Below are 14,553 nucleotides of genomic sequence, written 5' to 3'. Positions count from 1 at the left end.
AACGTGACTTTGTTTCACGTTTACGTTACCGTCGCGGCCATGACGGACTCAAGCTCCGCGCTGGTTCAGGAACGGGCCGCGGTGGCGGACGTCTGCCGCCGCCTGGGAGCGGCGGGCCTGCTCGTCGGTACGGCGGGAAACGTCAGCGTCCGGGTGGGGGACCGGGTCGCGGTCACCGCGACCGGCGCGGTGCTCGCCCAACTCACCGCGGGCCAGGTGACGGTGGTCGACCTGGACGGCCAGATCGTCGCCGGGACTTTGCAGCCGACCTCCGAACTCGACCTGCACCTCGGGGTCTACCGCCGCTACGGCGCCGGCGCGGTCGTCCACACCCACGCGCCCATGGCCACCGCCCTCTCCTGTGTCATCGACGAACTGCCCTGCATCCACTACCAGTTGCTCGCCCTCGGTGGCACCGTGCGGGTGGCGCCGTACGCCACCTTCGGCACCCCGGAACTCGCCGCGTCGGTGCTCGCCGCGCTCGACGGCCGCAGCGCCGCGCTGATGGCCAACCACGGCTCGGTCACCGTCGGCCCGACCCTCGACAAGGCCGTCGAGAACGCCCTGTTGCTCGAATGGGCCTGCGGTGTCTACCAGCACGCGGCGGCCCTCGGCACACCCCGCGTCCTGGACGAGGAGCAGCAACTCGCGGTGATCGAGGCCGCGATCGCCCGGAACTACGGCACCACCCGAACCCTGCAGGAAGGCAAGCCATGAGAGTCGTCACGATGGGCGTGCACGTGCTGGACGTGCTGGTCAGGCCGGTGGACGCGATACCCGAGGGGCAGGGCGCCACCCTGGTCGAGGACATCAGGATGACCGCGGCCGGTACCGCCGGCGGGACCGCGCTGAGCCTCGCCAAGCTCGGCGCCACCGTGCTCAGCGCCGGGGCCGTCGGCGCCGACGCGACGGGCGACATGCTGGTGCAGCTGCTCGGCAGAGCCGGGATCGACACCGGGTTCCTCGTCCGCCGGACCGACACCGCCACCTCGGCGAGCGTGCTGCCCATCCGACCCAACGGCGACCGGCCCTCCCTGCACCTGCTCGGCGCCAACATCACCTACGGCGTCGACGACGTGCCCTGGGACGCCCTCGCCGAAGCCGACCATCTCCACCTCGGCGGCCCGGAGTTGATCGGCGTCGACGTCGCAGCGCGCATCCTGCACTTCGCCAAGGAGCACGACGTGACGACCTCCGTGGACCTGCTCGCGCCCGGCGTCCTCGGCAGCTTCGAGCAGATCGCCGCCGCCCTGCCGTACGTCGACCATCTCCTCCCCAACGACGACCAGGTGCGGGGCTTCTCCGGCGAGGACGACCTGCTGGCGGGCGCGAAGAAGCTGGTCGGCGCCGGCGCCGGGCTGGTCGCGGTCACGCAGGGCGGCGACGGCGCGCTGCTGGTCACCGCCGAGGGCGCCGAGCCGGTGCCCGCCTTCGAGATCGACGTCGTGGACACCACCGGCTGCGGCGACGCCTTCTCGGCCGGATTCGTCTACGGCGTCGGCCTGGGCCGCGCCCCGCGCGACGCCGCCGTCCTCGGCAACGCCGTGGCGGCCCTGGTCGCCCAGGGACTCGGCAGCGACCACGGTGACTTCGACCTCACCGCCGCCGACGCGTTCGCGGCGACGGGTGCCAGGCGGGTGTAGCGCAGGTGTCAGGCGCGCGCAGAACGTGACGTCGGACACGGTCGTCCCGGACGCCCGAGAGGTACCTTCCGTCCCTCGAACCACTGAAATCCTGCGGATATTCACTCGTCCCGGGCGTCCGTGTTCGGACAGAGTCCGGCAACAGCTCGGTTAATAACTGCTCGCTGGTTGGTTACCGGAGAGTGAGCGGGCCATGATGGGCCCATGACGTTGGCCTCGCGCGCTCTGGCGCAACTGGCGACCTGGCCCGACCTGACCGAGGCCGTACCGAGCTGCGGCCTGGGGCAGGCCGTGAGTTCGGCGCAGGGCGAGATCGCGCACTTCCACTCCGACCGCGATGTGGACCTGCGTCTCACCACCCATGCCATCCGGCACTTCGCCAAGGACCTCAGGAGCACGGGGGCGATCCGGATCGTCCCGGGCTCGCAGTGGGTGACCATACGACTCGACGCCGCGAGCGACGTCGACCTGCTGCTGACCCTGGTGAGCGTCGCCCTCCAGGCCCAGCAGAGCTGGCCCGACCCGGCCGACCGGCCGGTGTTCGGCTGCAACGACCAGCGGGGCGCGGGATTCGTCAGCGCGGACACCAGCGGGATGTGACAGCGAGCCGGGTCACAGGGCCGTGCCGCGTCGTACTCACACGGCCAGGACTCTGATCCCCGCCTCCTCGAACCGGCGCACCGTCTCCGGCGCCGCCGCCGTGTCCGTCACCAGGGTGTCCACCCGTTCCGCCGCGCAGATCCGGGCGAACGCCCGCCCGCCCAGCTTGCTGGAGTCGGCCGCGACGACCACGCGGGCCGCACGCTCGCACAGCAGCCGGTTGACCGCGGCCTCCGCCTCGTCGTGCGCCGCGGCCCCGTGGACGACGTCGAAGCCGACCACCCCGAGCACCGCCACATCGAGGGTGATCTGCCCCAGCACCCCGTCCGCGAGCGGCCCGACGAGCTCGTACGACTGCGGGCGGGCCACCCCGCCCGTCACCACGATCTTGAACTGGGGCCGCACCGCGAGCTCGTTCGCGATGTTGAGCGCGTTCGTGACGACCGTCAGCGCCGGCGTCCCGGTGGCCAGGTCGCCCCGCACGGCCAGGGCGCGGGCCACCTCCGTGGTGGTCGTACCGCCCGTCAGCCCCACCGCCTCGCCCGGCGCGACCAGGTCCGCCACCGCCTTGGCGATCCGCTGCTTCTCCGAGGCCTGCCGGGCCGTCTTGTAGCGCAGCGGCAGCTCGTACGACACCCCGTGCACCACCGCACCGCCCCGGGTGCGCACCAGCATCTGCTGCTCGGCCAGCTGGTCGAGATCCCGGCGGATGGTGGCCGCGGAGACCGCCAGCTCGGCCGCCACCTCCTCGACATCGAGGCGACCGCGCTCGACCAGCAACTCGAGCAGCGCCTTCCAGCGGGCGTCGCGCGACATCCGCCGCCTCCGTTCATCGATCTTCCGGCGACCTTAGCGCACCCGGCCTTCGAGGGAATGCTTGATTGAGATTGAAAGATGGCTCTATCTTGCAAGAACAATCACGTGGTCCATCCAGGGGAGGGGTAGTGGTATGTCACATACCACCGAAGAGCTGAACAGCCAGCCCGAGTGCTGGACGCAAGCCGCCACCGAGGCCGCCCGCCACGCGCACGCGCTCCCCACCCCGGGCGAGCGGGTCGCGATCGTCGGCTGCGGCACCTCGTACTTCATGGCCCAGGCCGCGGCCGTCCTGCGCGAGTCCGCCGGACTCGGCGAGACGGACGCCTTCGCCGCCTCGGAGTTCCCGCACGGGCGGTCCTACGACCGGGTACTGGCCCTGACCCGGTCCGGCACCACCACCGAAGTACTGGACCTGCTGGGCGAGTTGAAGGGACGGGCGCGCACCGCCGCGATAACCGCCGACCCCGGCACGCCCGTGGCCCGGGCCGCCGACGACCTCGTCGTCCTGGACTTCGCCGACGAACGCTCCGTCGTCCAGACCCGGTTCGCCACCAGCGCGTTCACCCTGCTCCGCGCCCACCTCGGCCTGCACACCGACACCGTGGTCGCCGACGCCCGTACCGCACTGGCGGCCCCGCTGCCGCCGGGACTGGCCGAGTGCACCCAGTTCACCTTCCTCGGCCGCGGCTGGACCGTCGGACTCGCGAGCGAGGCCGGGCTCAAGATGCGCGAGGCCTCGCTGTCCTGGACCGAGGCGTACCCGGCGACGGAGTACCGGCACGGCCCGATCAGCATCACCACCAGCACGACGGCCACCTGGATGTTCGGCCCGGCCCCCGCCGGACTCGCCGAACAGGTCGGCGCCACCGGAGGGTTGTGGATCCAGGGCACCCTCGACCCGCTCGCCGAACTCGTCCGGGCCCAGCGTCTCGCCGTCGCCGTGGCCGTCGCCCGGGGCCTCGACCCCGACCGGCCGCGCCACCTCACCCGCTCGGTGATCCTCACTCCGACCGGCGGGGAGTGAGCGTGCCCCTCGCAGCCACCGGCACCCTGCTGGCCCGGGCCGCCGAAGTCCGGTCCGCCGTAGCCGCGTTCAACGTCATCACCCTGGAACACGTGGAAGCCGTCGTCGCCGGTGCCGAGGCGGCCGGCCGACCCGTCGTCCTCCAAGTCAGCGAGAACGCGGTCACATTCCGCCACGGACGGCTCCTCCCGCTGGCCCGCGCCGCCACCGCAGCCGCCGAACGCGCCGACGTGCCCGTCGCGTTGCACCTCGACCACGTCCGCAGCGACGACCTGCTGCGCCAGGCCCCGGGCGCCGGATTCAGTTCGGTGATGTACGACGCGTCCCGGCTGCCGTACGCCGAGAACCTCACCGCGACCGCGGCGGCCGTCGACTGGGCGCACACCCAAGGCCTGTGGATCGAGGCGGAGTTGGGCGAGGTCGGCGGGAAGGACGGCAGGCCGGCGCTGGACGCGCACGCACCCGGGGCGCGTACCGACCCGGCCGAGGCGCGGGACTTCGTCGCCGGCACCGGTGTCGACGCGCTGGCCGTGGCGATCGGCAGCGTCCACGCCATGACCACCCGGACCGCCGCCCTCGACCACGACCTGCTCAAGCGGCTCTCGGCCGCCGTGCCGGTCCCGCTCGTCCTGCACGGCTCCTCCGGCGTCCCGGACGAGGGCCTGGTCGCCGCGGTCGCCGCCGGAATCGCCAAGGTCAACGTCGGCACCGCGCTCAACATGGCGATGACCACGACCGTCCGCCGCTACCTCGCGGACCATCCCGAGGCCGTCGACTCCCGCCCGTACCTCGGTGCCGGCCGGGAGGCGATGGCCCGGGAGGTGACCAGGATCATCGGCGTACTGGCCGCCGGGATCACCCGCGCTTGACCGCCTTCAGCACGACGAACTTCGGGTCGCTCGCGACCAGTCGGCTGTTGCCGAACAGGCGGCGCAGCGTCGTGTGGTAGCCCAGGTGCCGGTTGCCGATCACCCACAGCTCGCCGCCTGGGCGCAGCGCCTGCTTCGCCCCGCTGAACATCCGCCACGCCGTCGCGTCGGTGGTCGCCTGGTGGGAGTGGAACGGCGGGTTGTTCAGCACCACGTCCACGCTCCCGGCGGCGACCCCGGCCAGCCCGTCGCCGACCCGGAACTCGGCATGCCCGGGTACCCCGTTGGCCTTGTAGGTGGCCTCCGCCGAGGCGACCGCCTGGAACGACTCGTCCACGAACAGCACCTCGGCCGTGGGGTCGGCCAGCGCCACCGCCGTACCCACGACCCCGTTCCCGCACCCCAGGTCCACGATCCGCCGGCCCCCCTCCGGCAGATGCGCCAGGAAGAACCGTGTCCCGATGTCGAGCCGGTCGGCGCAGAAGACGCCCGCGTGGTTGACGACCGTACGCCCGGAGGCCGCGCCGATGCCGTCGGGCAGCGCGTAGCTGTACGGCCACGGGTTCTCCGGGCGCTCCAGCGACGGATCCGGCGTGCAGTGGATCAGCCGGGCCTTCTGCTCGGCGAGCGAGGTCCGGGTCGGCCCGAGGATCCGCTCGAACAACCGGAGCGTCGACGTGTGGATCTCCTTGACCATGCCGGTGCCGATCACGACCGTGCCCGCGTGCACGGCGGGCGCCAGCCGCAGCAGCTGGTCCTCGAGGAGCGCCAGGCTCTTCGGCACCCGCACCAGCAGCACGTCCACCCGCTCCGGCGGCGGATCCTGGGTGGTCAGCAACTGCACCGCGCCCGGCTCTACGCCCGCGCGCGCCAGGTTCACGCGGGTCGCCTCCTGGCTCAGGTACGAGTCGGTGATCTGCACCGGCCGGTGCTCCGCCAGCGCGGTGACCAGCGCTCCCCAGCGGTCGCCGAGCACCACGACCGTGCCGGACAACCCGGTCCGCTCCTGGTCGAGATACCGCAGCAGGTACGCGTCGGAGGCGTCCCAGGCACGCAGCCGGTCGCGCGGATCCTCCGGGAAGCGGGACAGCTCGAACTCGCCCCAGGCAGTCGTCATACGGTCGCTCATCGTGCGTCCAGGCTAGCGGAACCCCAGCTCAGGCCCGGTCGGGCAGGATGGGGGCATGGAGGACGAACTGTTCCCGAGGGCGCGCGCCCGCATCGCACCGGGCGCCGTGCACGTCCCCGACTGGCTGGACCCGGACCGGCAGCGCGCGCTGCTCGCCGCCTGCCGCGACTGGGCCCGGCCCCCGGCGGGCCTGCGCACGGTACGCACCCCCGGCGGCGGCACGATGACCGCCCGCCAGGTCTGCCTGGGCTGGCACTGGTACCCGTACGCCTACGCCCGCACGGTCGTCGACGGCGACGGCAGCCCCGTGAAGCCGTTCCCGGCGTGGCTCGGCGAACTGGGCCGTCGCGCGGCGACCGACGCCCTGGGGCCGGAGGCGGTCGGCGGATTGTCGTACGACATCGCACTGATCAACTTCTACGACGCGGACGCCCGCATGGGCATGCACCGCGACGCCGACGAGAAGTCGGACGCACCGGTGGTGTCGCTGAGCCTCGGGGACACGTGCGTGTTCCGCTTCGGCAACCCGGAGACACGGACGAAGCCCTACACGGACGTGGAGCTGCGGTCGGGGGACCTGTTCGTGTTCGGGGGAGAGGCGCGGCTCGCCTACCACGGGGTGCCGAAGGTGTACCCGGGCACGGCACCGGCGGAGCTGGGCCTGACCGGCCGGCTCAACGTCACGCTGAGGGTGAGCGGCTTTGGAGGTGCCTTCAGTTGAGCGCCCCTCAGGGGCGCGGGGCTGTATTGATTCGCAGCTCCGCCGCGTGGGCGCGACCAGCCAGAACGCACCGCCACCGTTCTCCGCTACGGATCATGGCAGACTCCTTCCCATGAGCGGAAAGGTGGCCCCCGACCCGACGGGGAACGGAACCTCGAAACCCCGGTTGGACCGAGGACGCGGCGCACTCGGCCCCGCCCTGGAACTCGTGCACACCGGCCGCGCCCCCACCCGCGCGGTGCTCACCGCGGAACTCGGCGTCACCCGGGCCACGGCCGGCGCCGTCGCCGCCGAACTGGAGGCGCTCGGCCTGATCAGGGTCGACGCCCACCCGGGCGCCGCCGCCGGGTCGCAGGGCCGCCCCTCGCACCGGCTGGAGGTCGCCGAGAACGGCCCCGTCGCGCTCGCCGCGCAGGTCCACGCCGACGGTTTCCGCGCGGCACTGGTCGGCCTGGGCGGTCGCATCGTCGCGACCGCGCCCGGCTGCGAGGCCGTCGACGCCGACCCGGCGAAGGTGCTCGGCTCGGTGGTCGAGGCGGGCGCCGACCTGCTGCGCACCACCGGACTGCACTGCGTCGGCGCCGGACTCGCCGTGCCGTCCGCCGTCGCCGAACCGGAGGGCCTGGCCCTCAACCCCCTTCACCTGGCCTGGCCGGTGGGGGCGCCCGTACGCCGGATCTTCGCGGAGTGCGTGCGCGCGGCCGGGATCACCGGCCCGGCGTTCGCGGGCAACGACGTCAACCTGGCCGCGCTCGCCGAGCACCGGCACGGTGCCGGCCGGGGCGCCCGGGACCTGCTGTGCGTGGCCACCGGGCACCGGGGTGTCGGCGGCGCCCTCGTCCTGGACGGCCGCCTGCACACGGGGAGTTCGGGCCTGGCCCTGGAGGTCGGCCACCTCGCCGTGAACCCCGAGGGCCGCCCCTGCCACTGCGGCAGCCGGGGCTGCCTGGACGTGGAGGCCGATCCGCTGGCGCTGCTGATCGAGGCGGGCCGCGAGCCCGGCCCCGAGGTGTCCCTGCTGCGGCAGGCCGAGGACCTGATCCGCGACCACTACGCCGACCCGACCGTCCGCAGGGCCACCGAGGCCCTGATCGACCGCCTCGGCCAGGGTCTGGCGGGACTGGTCAACATCCTCAACCCCGACCGCATCATCCTCGGCGGCCTGCACCGCACCCTGCTGGACGCCGACCCGGAACGGCTCCGCGCCGTCGTCGCCGACCGCAGCCTCTGGGGCCAGAGCGGCAGCGTACCGATCCTGCCGTGCACACTCAGCCACAACAGCCTCGTGGGAGCAGCCGAGTTGGCCTGGCAGCCGGTTCTGGACGACCCGCTCGGCGCACTTCGCTGACGGCCCGCCACAGCGAAGGCCCGGGCCGGGACGGCAGGGGCAGGTCGGCGGACCGCCGTTTTATGCCGTAGGGCGTCCACCGGACGACGGCCGTCCCGCCGGAAGCGGTGGTCGTGCGCGTCGCGGACGCCCGGGTCCGCGGGCCGGATGCCGCCGAGGACCGTACGGACACCGCTCACCACTGCCGCCCGCGTGGCAGCGCATCGCGTCCCGGCGCGGACAGGTGCAGTACCTGGAAGACGTCGCCCTCGGCCTTGGGCGTGTCGTGCGTCCAGAGCGAGAAATGGACCAGCTCCCAGGTATGCGTGTCCACGGCGGCTGCCGCCAGCACGGCACCGTCCTCGGCCGCCAGCCGCCCGGTCTCGTCCGCCGCCCCGGCCATGAAGGCGGCCAACTCCACACCGTCCGGCACCCGTTGGCGGCGCCGGACGGCGAACGCGGCGGGGCGGCCGGTGGCGGTGCCCTCCTCGAAGGCGAGGCCCGTCCACTGCCGTACGCGCGGTCGCCCGAAGTCGTCGACAGGGCCCTGGAAGGCGCCTCCCCAGAGGAAGGCGTTCATGCCCTGCACGGTGTTCCAGAGGTAGAACGGCCCGTACTGGTTGACCGGCGAGCCGTGGTGTCCCCGCTCGCGCATGAGGTAGGACTTGACACCGAGGCCGTCCCAGCCGTCCAGCAGGTGCCCGACGCGCGCGACGCGGGAGCGGATGACGCCCATGTCGTAGTCCGCGGGCAGGGTGAACTCGTACTGCATCGCGTGCATCGCGCTGGTCGCTCCTCAGCCCGGGTAGTCGGTCACGTGCTCGTGCCACTCGGCGGTCGTGCCGTCCTCGGCGGCCTCCACGACCGCGAGATGCGTCATGAAGGTGCGTGGCCCGGCGCCGTGCCAGTGCCATTCGCCCGGCTCGATCCACACCGTGTCGCCCGCGCGGATCGCCTCCGGCTCGCCGCCCCTGCGCTGCACCAGCCCCTCGCCCTCCGTGACGTGCAGGACCTGGCCGTGCGGATGCCGGTGCCAGGCGGTGTGGGCACCCGGAGCGAAGTGGACGCTGAACATCCGCAGTCGGGACGGGGCGGCGGGCGCCGCCAGCTCGTCCAGCCACACCGTGCCGGTGAAGTGCTCCGCCGGGCCCTGCCGGGTGTCCGGGCGTTCTCTCGTGATGTGCACGTACGTCAACTCCTCAGTAGGGACAGCAGTCCGCGCACCCCGGCGTCGAACGCGGCAGGCGAACCGGAGGCACGGGCGAGGACGTAGCCGCCCTGCACGGTCGCGAGGACGGTGGCGGCGATCTCCTCGCCGTCCAGCCGGGGCCCGAACTGCCCCTGTTCCCTGCCCTCTTCGACGATCCCGGCGATCAGCTCCCGGATCCGGTCGAGCGTCTCGTCGACCGGCGCGCGCAGTTCGTCGCTCGCGACGATGTCCGGGTCCATGGTCAGCCGGCCGATCGGGCAGCCGCGCAGCACATCACGCTCGCGCCGCAGATACGCCTCGATCCGCTCGTACGGGGTGCCCGGTCCGGTGAGCACGGCCTCGGCGGTGGCCAGCAGCTCGTCGGCGGTCCGCCGGATCGCGGCCAGCGCCAGGTCCGGCTTGCCCTTGAAGTGGTGGTACATGCTGCCCTGGCCGGCGCCCGCGCGCTCCAGGATCGCCTTGGGGCTCGTGCCGACGTAGCCGCGCTCCCACAGCAGTTCGCGGGTGGACTCGATCAACCGCTCCGACGTGCTCACCCAACGACTGTACATACTAGTAGTTACAGAAGGCCAGTCCCTCGGGGAGCAGGTCCGGCGCCGCCGCGTACTCCCCGGGAGGTACGGACGGTGCCGTCGGCCGCACGACGACCCGGACCCCTTGCGGCGGTCAGTCTCGGTACATCACCACATCACACCGAGACTCTGGGGAGTTGACCTGAATGGAGACCCTGGCGAACTGGAACGGCGGGCCCGGCCCGTGGATCCTGTTCTTCCCGCTGATCTGGGCGGCCGTCGTGATCGGCGTCGGCACGTTCCTGCGCCGCACCGTGTGGCGTGGCCGCGGCGGACCCTGGCGCCCGGCGGACGCGGTCCGGCCGTCCGGCGACTCGCCGATCGCGGTCCTCGGCCGCCGCTTCGCCTCCGGCGAGATCGACGAGGACGAGTACTGGCGCAGGCTGTCCGTCCTGGAGGAGCACTTCGGCCGCATCGGCAAGGGCGGTGCGGTATGAAGCGGCGGTAGTGCCGGGGGGAGGGACTCGGTGACTCGGCGGGGAGACTCACCGCCCGCTCAACTGGCGACAGCCGAGCGGGCGGGAGCGTGTGCGGCGCCGGGGACGGCGGCGGTCGCGTGTACGGGGGCCGGGGCGCCGACGGGTGCGGTCGCGGGTGCGGCTGCGGTCGTGGGTTCCGGCTCGACGATCAGGCGGGGCGCCGGTTCGGTGACCCGGAGCTGCGGACGGGCGGCCTTCGTGGTGGCCGTCGGCGCCGGCAGGGTGAACCACACGACCTTGCCGTCGTCGTGCGGCCGTACCCCCCAGCTCTCGCTGACCGCGGCCACCATCGCGAGCCCCCGCCCGCAGGTGGCCATCGGTGCGATCTCCGGGCCGTCCTCCACCACCGGAAGGCGCGGATCGTGGTCGCGGACCGACACCGTGAGGCGGTCGAGCTGGAGCTCGATCTCCACGGTGCAGTTCTTGTCGGTCCGGGCGTGCCGGTGGACGTTGGTGAGCAACTCCGTCACGCCGAGCGCGGCCCGGTCGATCAACGGGTCGAGATGCCAGTAGCGCAACTGCGCAGATACGATTCTGCGGACCTGGCCGATCCGCGAGGGCAGTGCTTGAAGCTCCACCGAGCAGTGTCTGCTTGGGTGTTCGATCACGGCTGCGACTCCCCGACGTGAGGTCCGGAAGAACACGGAGAACGAATCCAGCAGGGCGCCGCCGTCCATGGGGCCGCCTGCTGTCGTGGCCGGCGGGCTGGTTCGCAGCGTTATCGCCGGTAAACCCAGAGTGACGTGAGACAAGCGTGACCCAGCGCGTACGGTCCCGCAACTCGCCGTGGCCGGCCGGTCGCGCCCCGCAGGTCCGTGGGGTTCAGCGGTCACGCCCCGAGGCCCGCCGTACCGCCTCGATGAAGCGGCGCGCCGCGGGCGGACCGGGCTCGCCCGGCGCCGGGTCGTGGTCACCCAGGGTGAGTGAGTAGCGCTGGCCGTTGAGGTCGGCCAGGGCCCGGTCCTCCGACGCGAACCAGGGCTTCGAGGCCCGTACGGCCTGCACGGGCGCGCTGTCGATCTCGCTGCCGTAGCTCGTCAGCAACTGCAGCCTGCCGTCCCGTATCCGGACCTGCCCGGCCCGGGTGAGCGAACGCAGCCGCTTGTCGATCCGCACGCCGTTCGCCGTGAACTCCGGCTCCGCCATCCTGCCCCGCCCCTTTTCGAGTACGTCGGTCGCCGTCCGGAAGCTTGTGGCCCCGGCCCGGCGCGCTCCGGCTCGTGTTGTGATCCAGTGTGCGCCCCCGTTCGAGACGTTCGTCCCGTCCGGTGGCAGTCTGCCCGCCCCCGGCGCGGAGCACCAGTACGCACGGACCGCCGGGCGGGGGGCGCTCGGAGCACTCGCGGCCGTGCGCCCCCGAAGGATTCGGGCCACGGTCCGCCGCTGTTCCCCAGGGGTGCCTTTGAGCCGCCCAAAGATGCGTTTATGCAGGTGAGAAGCGTGCGGAAGGTGTTTATGATCGGTGCGTCGGCCGCGTTCGGACGCCGTCGACGCGAAGCGTAAGGAGCCCGTCGTGAGCACCACCCCGCAGATCCGGACCGGCGCCACCCTCGACGTCGACCGCAGTGACGCCGCCTACCGTGACTGGCTCAAAGAGGCCGTCCGCAAGGTCCAGGCGGACGCGAACCGCTCGGCGGACACGCACCTGCTGCGCTTCCCGCTGCCCGAGGCCTGGGGCATCGACCTCTACCTCAAGGACGAGTCGACGCACCCGACGGGAAGCCTCAAGCACCGGCTGGCCCGCTCGCTCTTCCTCTACGGCCTGTGCAACGGCTGGATCCGGCCGGACCGCCCGGTGATCGAGGCGTCCAGCGGCTCCACGGCCGTCTCCGAGGCGTACTTCGCCAAACTCATCGGCGTGCCCTTCATCGCCGTCATGCCGCGCACCACCAGCGCCGAGAAGTGCCGGCTCATCGAATTCCACGGCGGACAGTGCCACTTCGTGGACGACTCCCGGAAAATGTACGAGGAGTCCGCGCGTCTCGCGGTGGAGAGCGGCGGCCACTACATGGACCAGTTCACCTACGCCGAGCGGGCCACGGACTGGCGGGGCAACAACAACATCGCTGAATCCATCTTCCGCCAGCTGGAGTTGGAGCGGTTCCCGGAGCCGGCCTGGATCGTCGCCACCGCGGGCACGGGCGGTACGTCCGCGACGCTCGCGCGCTATGTCCACTACACCCAGCGCGACACCCGGATCTGTGTGGCCGATCCCGACAACTCCTGTTTCTTCGAGGGCTGGACCACCGGCGATCCGGACGTCACCTGCGACTGCGGATCCCGCATCGAGGGGATCGGCCGGCCGCGGATGGAGCCGAGCTTCGTGCCCGGCGCCGTCGACCGCATGATGAAGGTGCCGGACGCGGCGAGCGTGGCCGCGGTGCGGGCGCTGGAGCGGAGGATCGGCCGGAAGGCCGGCGGGTCGACCGGGACCGGACTGTGGAGTGCGCTGAAGATCGTCGCCGAGATGGTGGCCGAGGGACGGCAGGGGAGCGTGGTGACCCTGCTCTGCGATCCGGGTGACCGGTACCTCGACAAGTACTACTCGGACACCTGGCTCGCCGAGCAGGGCCTGGACATCGCGCCCTACGCGGCGGCGATCGAGTCCCTGCTGGAGACGGGAGTCTGGCCCGCCTGAGCCACTACCGTGCCAGGCGCCGGTCCAGTTCGACGACCGCGCCCCGGAAGGCCCGGCCCAGCCCGGCGCGTGCCGCCTTCACCACGAGACGGAACGGCGCCGTACCGTCCACGGCGAAGGTCCACTGCACGCGGGTGCCGCCGCCGGAGGGGACCAGCCGCCACTCCTCCGCGATCGCGTGGGCGCCGGGCGCGTTGGTCAGGTCCACCCGGTAGGCGTACACCTCCGGCTCCTTGGCCGCGATGATCGTCTCCCGGAAACGCCCGCCGCCCTTGAGCCGGATGTCGCGCCCGGCACCGTCGTCGACCGACTCGGCGCGGGTCACCGCGGCGAACCACTCCGCCCAGCCGGGCACGTCGTCGTTGAGCGCGTGGAAGACCCGCTCGGGCGGCGCGGACATCTCCTGTGCGAAGACCAGACGTACGGGCGCGGTCTCGACGAAGTCGAGCCCCACGGGGCGCAGACGGCGTGCCATGAACAGGAACCCCCTTGGCCGGTAAGGCGGTTGACCGGCCCCGTCACGATAACTGGCGACCCGTCAGATGTCTGTACCGCCGACGCGATCAGGCCTCCGCCTCGCCCGCCACCACCAGCCGGCGCAGATGCTCCGAGATCTCCGCACGCGCGTCGGAGGGCAGTCCGGCGTCCGTGACCAGCGTGTCGATCTGCTCCAGCTTGGCGAACGAACTCAGGCCCACCGTGCCCCACTTGGTGTGGTCGGCGACCACCACGACCCGCCGCGCCGACTGCACCAGACGGCGGTTGGTCTCCGCCTCCGCGAGGTTCGGGGTGGAGAGGCCGGCCTCGGTCGATATGCCGTGCACGCCGAGGAAGAGCAGGTCGAAGTGGAGCGCCGCGATCGCCTGGTCGGCCACCGGGCCCACCAGGGAGTCGGACGGGGTGCGCACCCCGCCGGTCAGGACCACCGTCGCCGCGCCCTGGCGCTGCCCGGAGACCCGCTGGGCCGCGTGGAAGACGTCCGCGACCCGCACCGAGTTCGTCACCACGGTCAGGTCGGGGACCTCCAGCAGATGATGGGCCAGCGCGTACGTCGTCGTACCACCGGACAGGGCGATCGCCGTACCCGGCACGACCAGCTCGGCGGCGGCCCGGGCGATGTCCTCCTTGGCGGTCAGCTCCAGACCCGACTTGGCCTCGAACCCCGGCTCGTGCGTGCTCGCCTCGACCACCGGCACCGCACCGCCGTGCACCTTCTCCAGCACACCCTGCCGGGCCAGCGCGTCCAGGTCCCGGCGCACCGTCATGTCCGACACACCGAGCTTGCGGGTCAGTTCGTTGACCCGTACGCCGCCCCGGCGCCGGACCTCGTCCAGGATCAGGGCGCGGCGCTGCTCCGCGAGGAGGTTCTGGTTCTCGCTCACGTACGCTCCGGTCCTCTCGCCTCAAGCCGTCCGACACGCCCCGAGCACCGGGCCCGACCAGGACATTCCGTCCGGCTCCGGTGCGCGGGCGCCTCATCCTTTCACGGGACCACACAGGTTGCGCCACTCCCTGTGTCGGC

Annotated in this window: 18 protein-coding genes and 1 pseudogene; 9 read left to right on the top strand and 10 right to left on the bottom strand. The window is 72.4% G+C overall.

The window, feature by feature from the left end; genetic code table 11:
• Window positions 1–39: 39 nt before the first annotated feature.
• The 3 genes from AB0D74_RS00870 (at window position 40) to AB0D74_RS00860 (ending at window position 2,243) form a co-directional block, all read left to right on the top strand.
• Window positions 40–717, top strand: a complete 678-nt coding sequence (locus tag AB0D74_RS00870) for a class II aldolase/adducin family protein (RefSeq protein ID WP_362578674.1) — start codon at window positions 40–42, stop codon at window positions 715–717.
• A complete protein-coding gene (locus tag AB0D74_RS00865) occupies window positions 714–1,643 on the top strand; it encodes a carbohydrate kinase family protein (RefSeq protein ID WP_362578671.1) in 930 nt (309 codons plus the stop codon). Before AB0D74_RS00870 ends, AB0D74_RS00865 begins: the two co-directional genes overlap by 4 nt.
• Window positions 1,644–1,847: 204 nt before the next feature.
• The gene (locus AB0D74_RS00860) at window positions 1,848–2,243 is read left to right on the top strand and encodes a luciferase family protein (protein WP_362578668.1); all 396 of its coding nucleotides are present in this window, start codon (window positions 1,848–1,850) and stop codon (window positions 2,241–2,243) included.
• 36 nt (window positions 2,244–2,279) lie between these two features.
• On the opposite strand, the gene AB0D74_RS00855 is transcribed toward AB0D74_RS00860, so the two are convergent.
• Window positions 2,280–3,059, bottom strand: a complete 780-nt coding sequence (locus AB0D74_RS00855) for a DeoR/GlpR family DNA-binding transcription regulator (protein WP_362578665.1) — start codon at window positions 3,057–3,059, stop codon at window positions 2,280–2,282.
• Window positions 3,060–3,192: 133 nt separating this feature from the next.
• Here AB0D74_RS00855 and AB0D74_RS00850 point away from each other — a divergent pair, with 133 nt between their 5' ends.
• The gene (locus AB0D74_RS00850) at window positions 3,193–4,086 is read left to right on the top strand and encodes an SIS domain-containing protein (RefSeq protein WP_362578662.1); all 894 of its coding nucleotides are present in this window, start codon (window positions 3,193–3,195) and stop codon (window positions 4,084–4,086) included.
• Between the two features lie 2 nt (window positions 4,087–4,088).
• Window positions 4,089–4,955, top strand: a complete 867-nt coding sequence (locus tag AB0D74_RS00845) for a class II fructose-bisphosphate aldolase (RefSeq protein ID WP_362578659.1) — start codon at window positions 4,089–4,091, stop codon at window positions 4,953–4,955.
• Here the strand turns inward: AB0D74_RS00845 and AB0D74_RS00840 are convergent.
• Complete coding sequence (locus AB0D74_RS00840) at window positions 4,942–6,072, bottom strand: methyltransferase (protein WP_362578656.1); 1,131 nt, start codon at window positions 6,070–6,072, stop codon at window positions 4,942–4,944. The genes AB0D74_RS00845 and AB0D74_RS00840 overlap by 14 nt on opposite strands.
• A 67-nt stretch (window positions 6,073–6,139) precedes the next feature.
• On the opposite strand from AB0D74_RS00840, the gene AB0D74_RS00835 reads away from it, so the two are divergent.
• Both AB0D74_RS00835 and AB0D74_RS00830 read left to right on the top strand, forming a co-directional pair.
• On the top strand, window positions 6,140–6,805 hold the full coding sequence (locus AB0D74_RS00835; protein WP_362578653.1) for an alpha-ketoglutarate-dependent dioxygenase AlkB: 666 nt from the start codon (window positions 6,140–6,142) through the stop codon (window positions 6,803–6,805).
• A gap of 112 nt (window positions 6,806–6,917) precedes the next feature.
• A complete protein-coding gene (locus tag AB0D74_RS00830; protein ID WP_362578650.1) occupies window positions 6,918–8,153 on the top strand; it encodes an ROK family protein in 1,236 nt (411 codons plus the stop codon).
• Window positions 8,154–8,178: 25 nt separating this feature from the next.
• Here AB0D74_RS00830 and AB0D74_RS00825 read toward each other — a convergent pair.
• The 4 genes and pseudogenes from AB0D74_RS00825 to AB0D74_RS00810 all read right to left on the bottom strand — a co-directional run.
• Window positions 8,179–8,332 (bottom strand): annotated as a pseudogene (locus tag AB0D74_RS00825) (phosphotriesterase); the annotation flags it as partial.
• Window positions 8,329–8,913: a DUF4865 family protein gene (locus AB0D74_RS00820; RefSeq protein WP_362578647.1), complete on the bottom strand. Its 585-nt coding sequence runs from the start codon at window positions 8,911–8,913 to the stop codon at window positions 8,329–8,331. The pseudogene AB0D74_RS00825 and the gene AB0D74_RS00820, both read right to left, overlap by 4 nt.
• Window positions 8,914–8,928: 15 nt before the next feature.
• Window positions 8,929–9,318 (bottom strand): cupin domain-containing protein, encoded by a 390-nt coding sequence (locus tag AB0D74_RS00815; protein WP_362578644.1) that lies wholly within the window; start codon window positions 9,316–9,318, stop codon window positions 8,929–8,931.
• 5 nt (window positions 9,319–9,323) lie between these two features.
• Entirely contained in the window at window positions 9,324–9,893 is a 570-nt protein-coding gene (locus AB0D74_RS00810; protein WP_362578641.1) for a TetR/AcrR family transcriptional regulator, read from the bottom strand.
• Between the two features lie 167 nt (window positions 9,894–10,060).
• On the opposite strand from AB0D74_RS00810, the gene AB0D74_RS00805 reads away from it, so the two are divergent.
• A complete protein-coding gene (locus AB0D74_RS00805) occupies window positions 10,061–10,351 on the top strand; it encodes an SHOCT domain-containing protein (RefSeq protein WP_362578638.1) in 291 nt (96 codons plus the stop codon).
• 59 nt (window positions 10,352–10,410) lie between these two features.
• On the opposite strand, the gene AB0D74_RS00800 is transcribed toward AB0D74_RS00805, so the two are convergent.
• Entirely contained in the window at window positions 10,411–11,001 is a 591-nt protein-coding gene (locus tag AB0D74_RS00800; RefSeq protein ID WP_362578635.1) for an ATP-binding protein, read from the bottom strand.
• Window positions 11,002–11,215: 214 nt separating this feature from the next.
• The gene (locus AB0D74_RS00795; RefSeq protein WP_362578632.1) at window positions 11,216–11,539 is read right to left on the bottom strand and encodes a hypothetical protein; all 324 of its coding nucleotides are present in this window, start codon (window positions 11,537–11,539) and stop codon (window positions 11,216–11,218) included.
• A gap of 367 nt (window positions 11,540–11,906) precedes the next feature.
• On the opposite strand from AB0D74_RS00795, the gene AB0D74_RS00790 reads away from it, so the two are divergent.
• Complete coding sequence (locus tag AB0D74_RS00790; RefSeq protein WP_362578629.1) at window positions 11,907–13,031, top strand: PLP-dependent cysteine synthase family protein; 1,125 nt, start codon at window positions 11,907–11,909, stop codon at window positions 13,029–13,031.
• A gap of 4 nt (window positions 13,032–13,035) precedes the next feature.
• On the opposite strand, the gene AB0D74_RS00785 is transcribed toward AB0D74_RS00790, so the two are convergent.
• Entirely contained in the window at window positions 13,036–13,506 is a 471-nt protein-coding gene (locus AB0D74_RS00785) for an SRPBCC family protein (protein ID WP_362578626.1), read from the bottom strand.
• Between the two features lie 88 nt (window positions 13,507–13,594).
• Window positions 13,595–14,413, bottom strand: coding sequence for a DeoR/GlpR family DNA-binding transcription regulator (locus tag AB0D74_RS00780; protein ID WP_351494892.1), 819 nt, complete (start codon window positions 14,411–14,413; stop codon window positions 13,595–13,597).
• Window positions 14,414–14,553: the final 140 nt, after the last annotated feature.

This window comes from Streptomyces sp. NPDC048278, from assembly GCF_040652195.1.
Lineage (GTDB): Bacteria > Actinomycetota > Actinomycetes > Streptomycetales > Streptomycetaceae > Streptomyces.
Note: the sequence above shows the minus strand (reverse complement) of the source record. Positions and strands in the feature narration are given on the sequence as shown.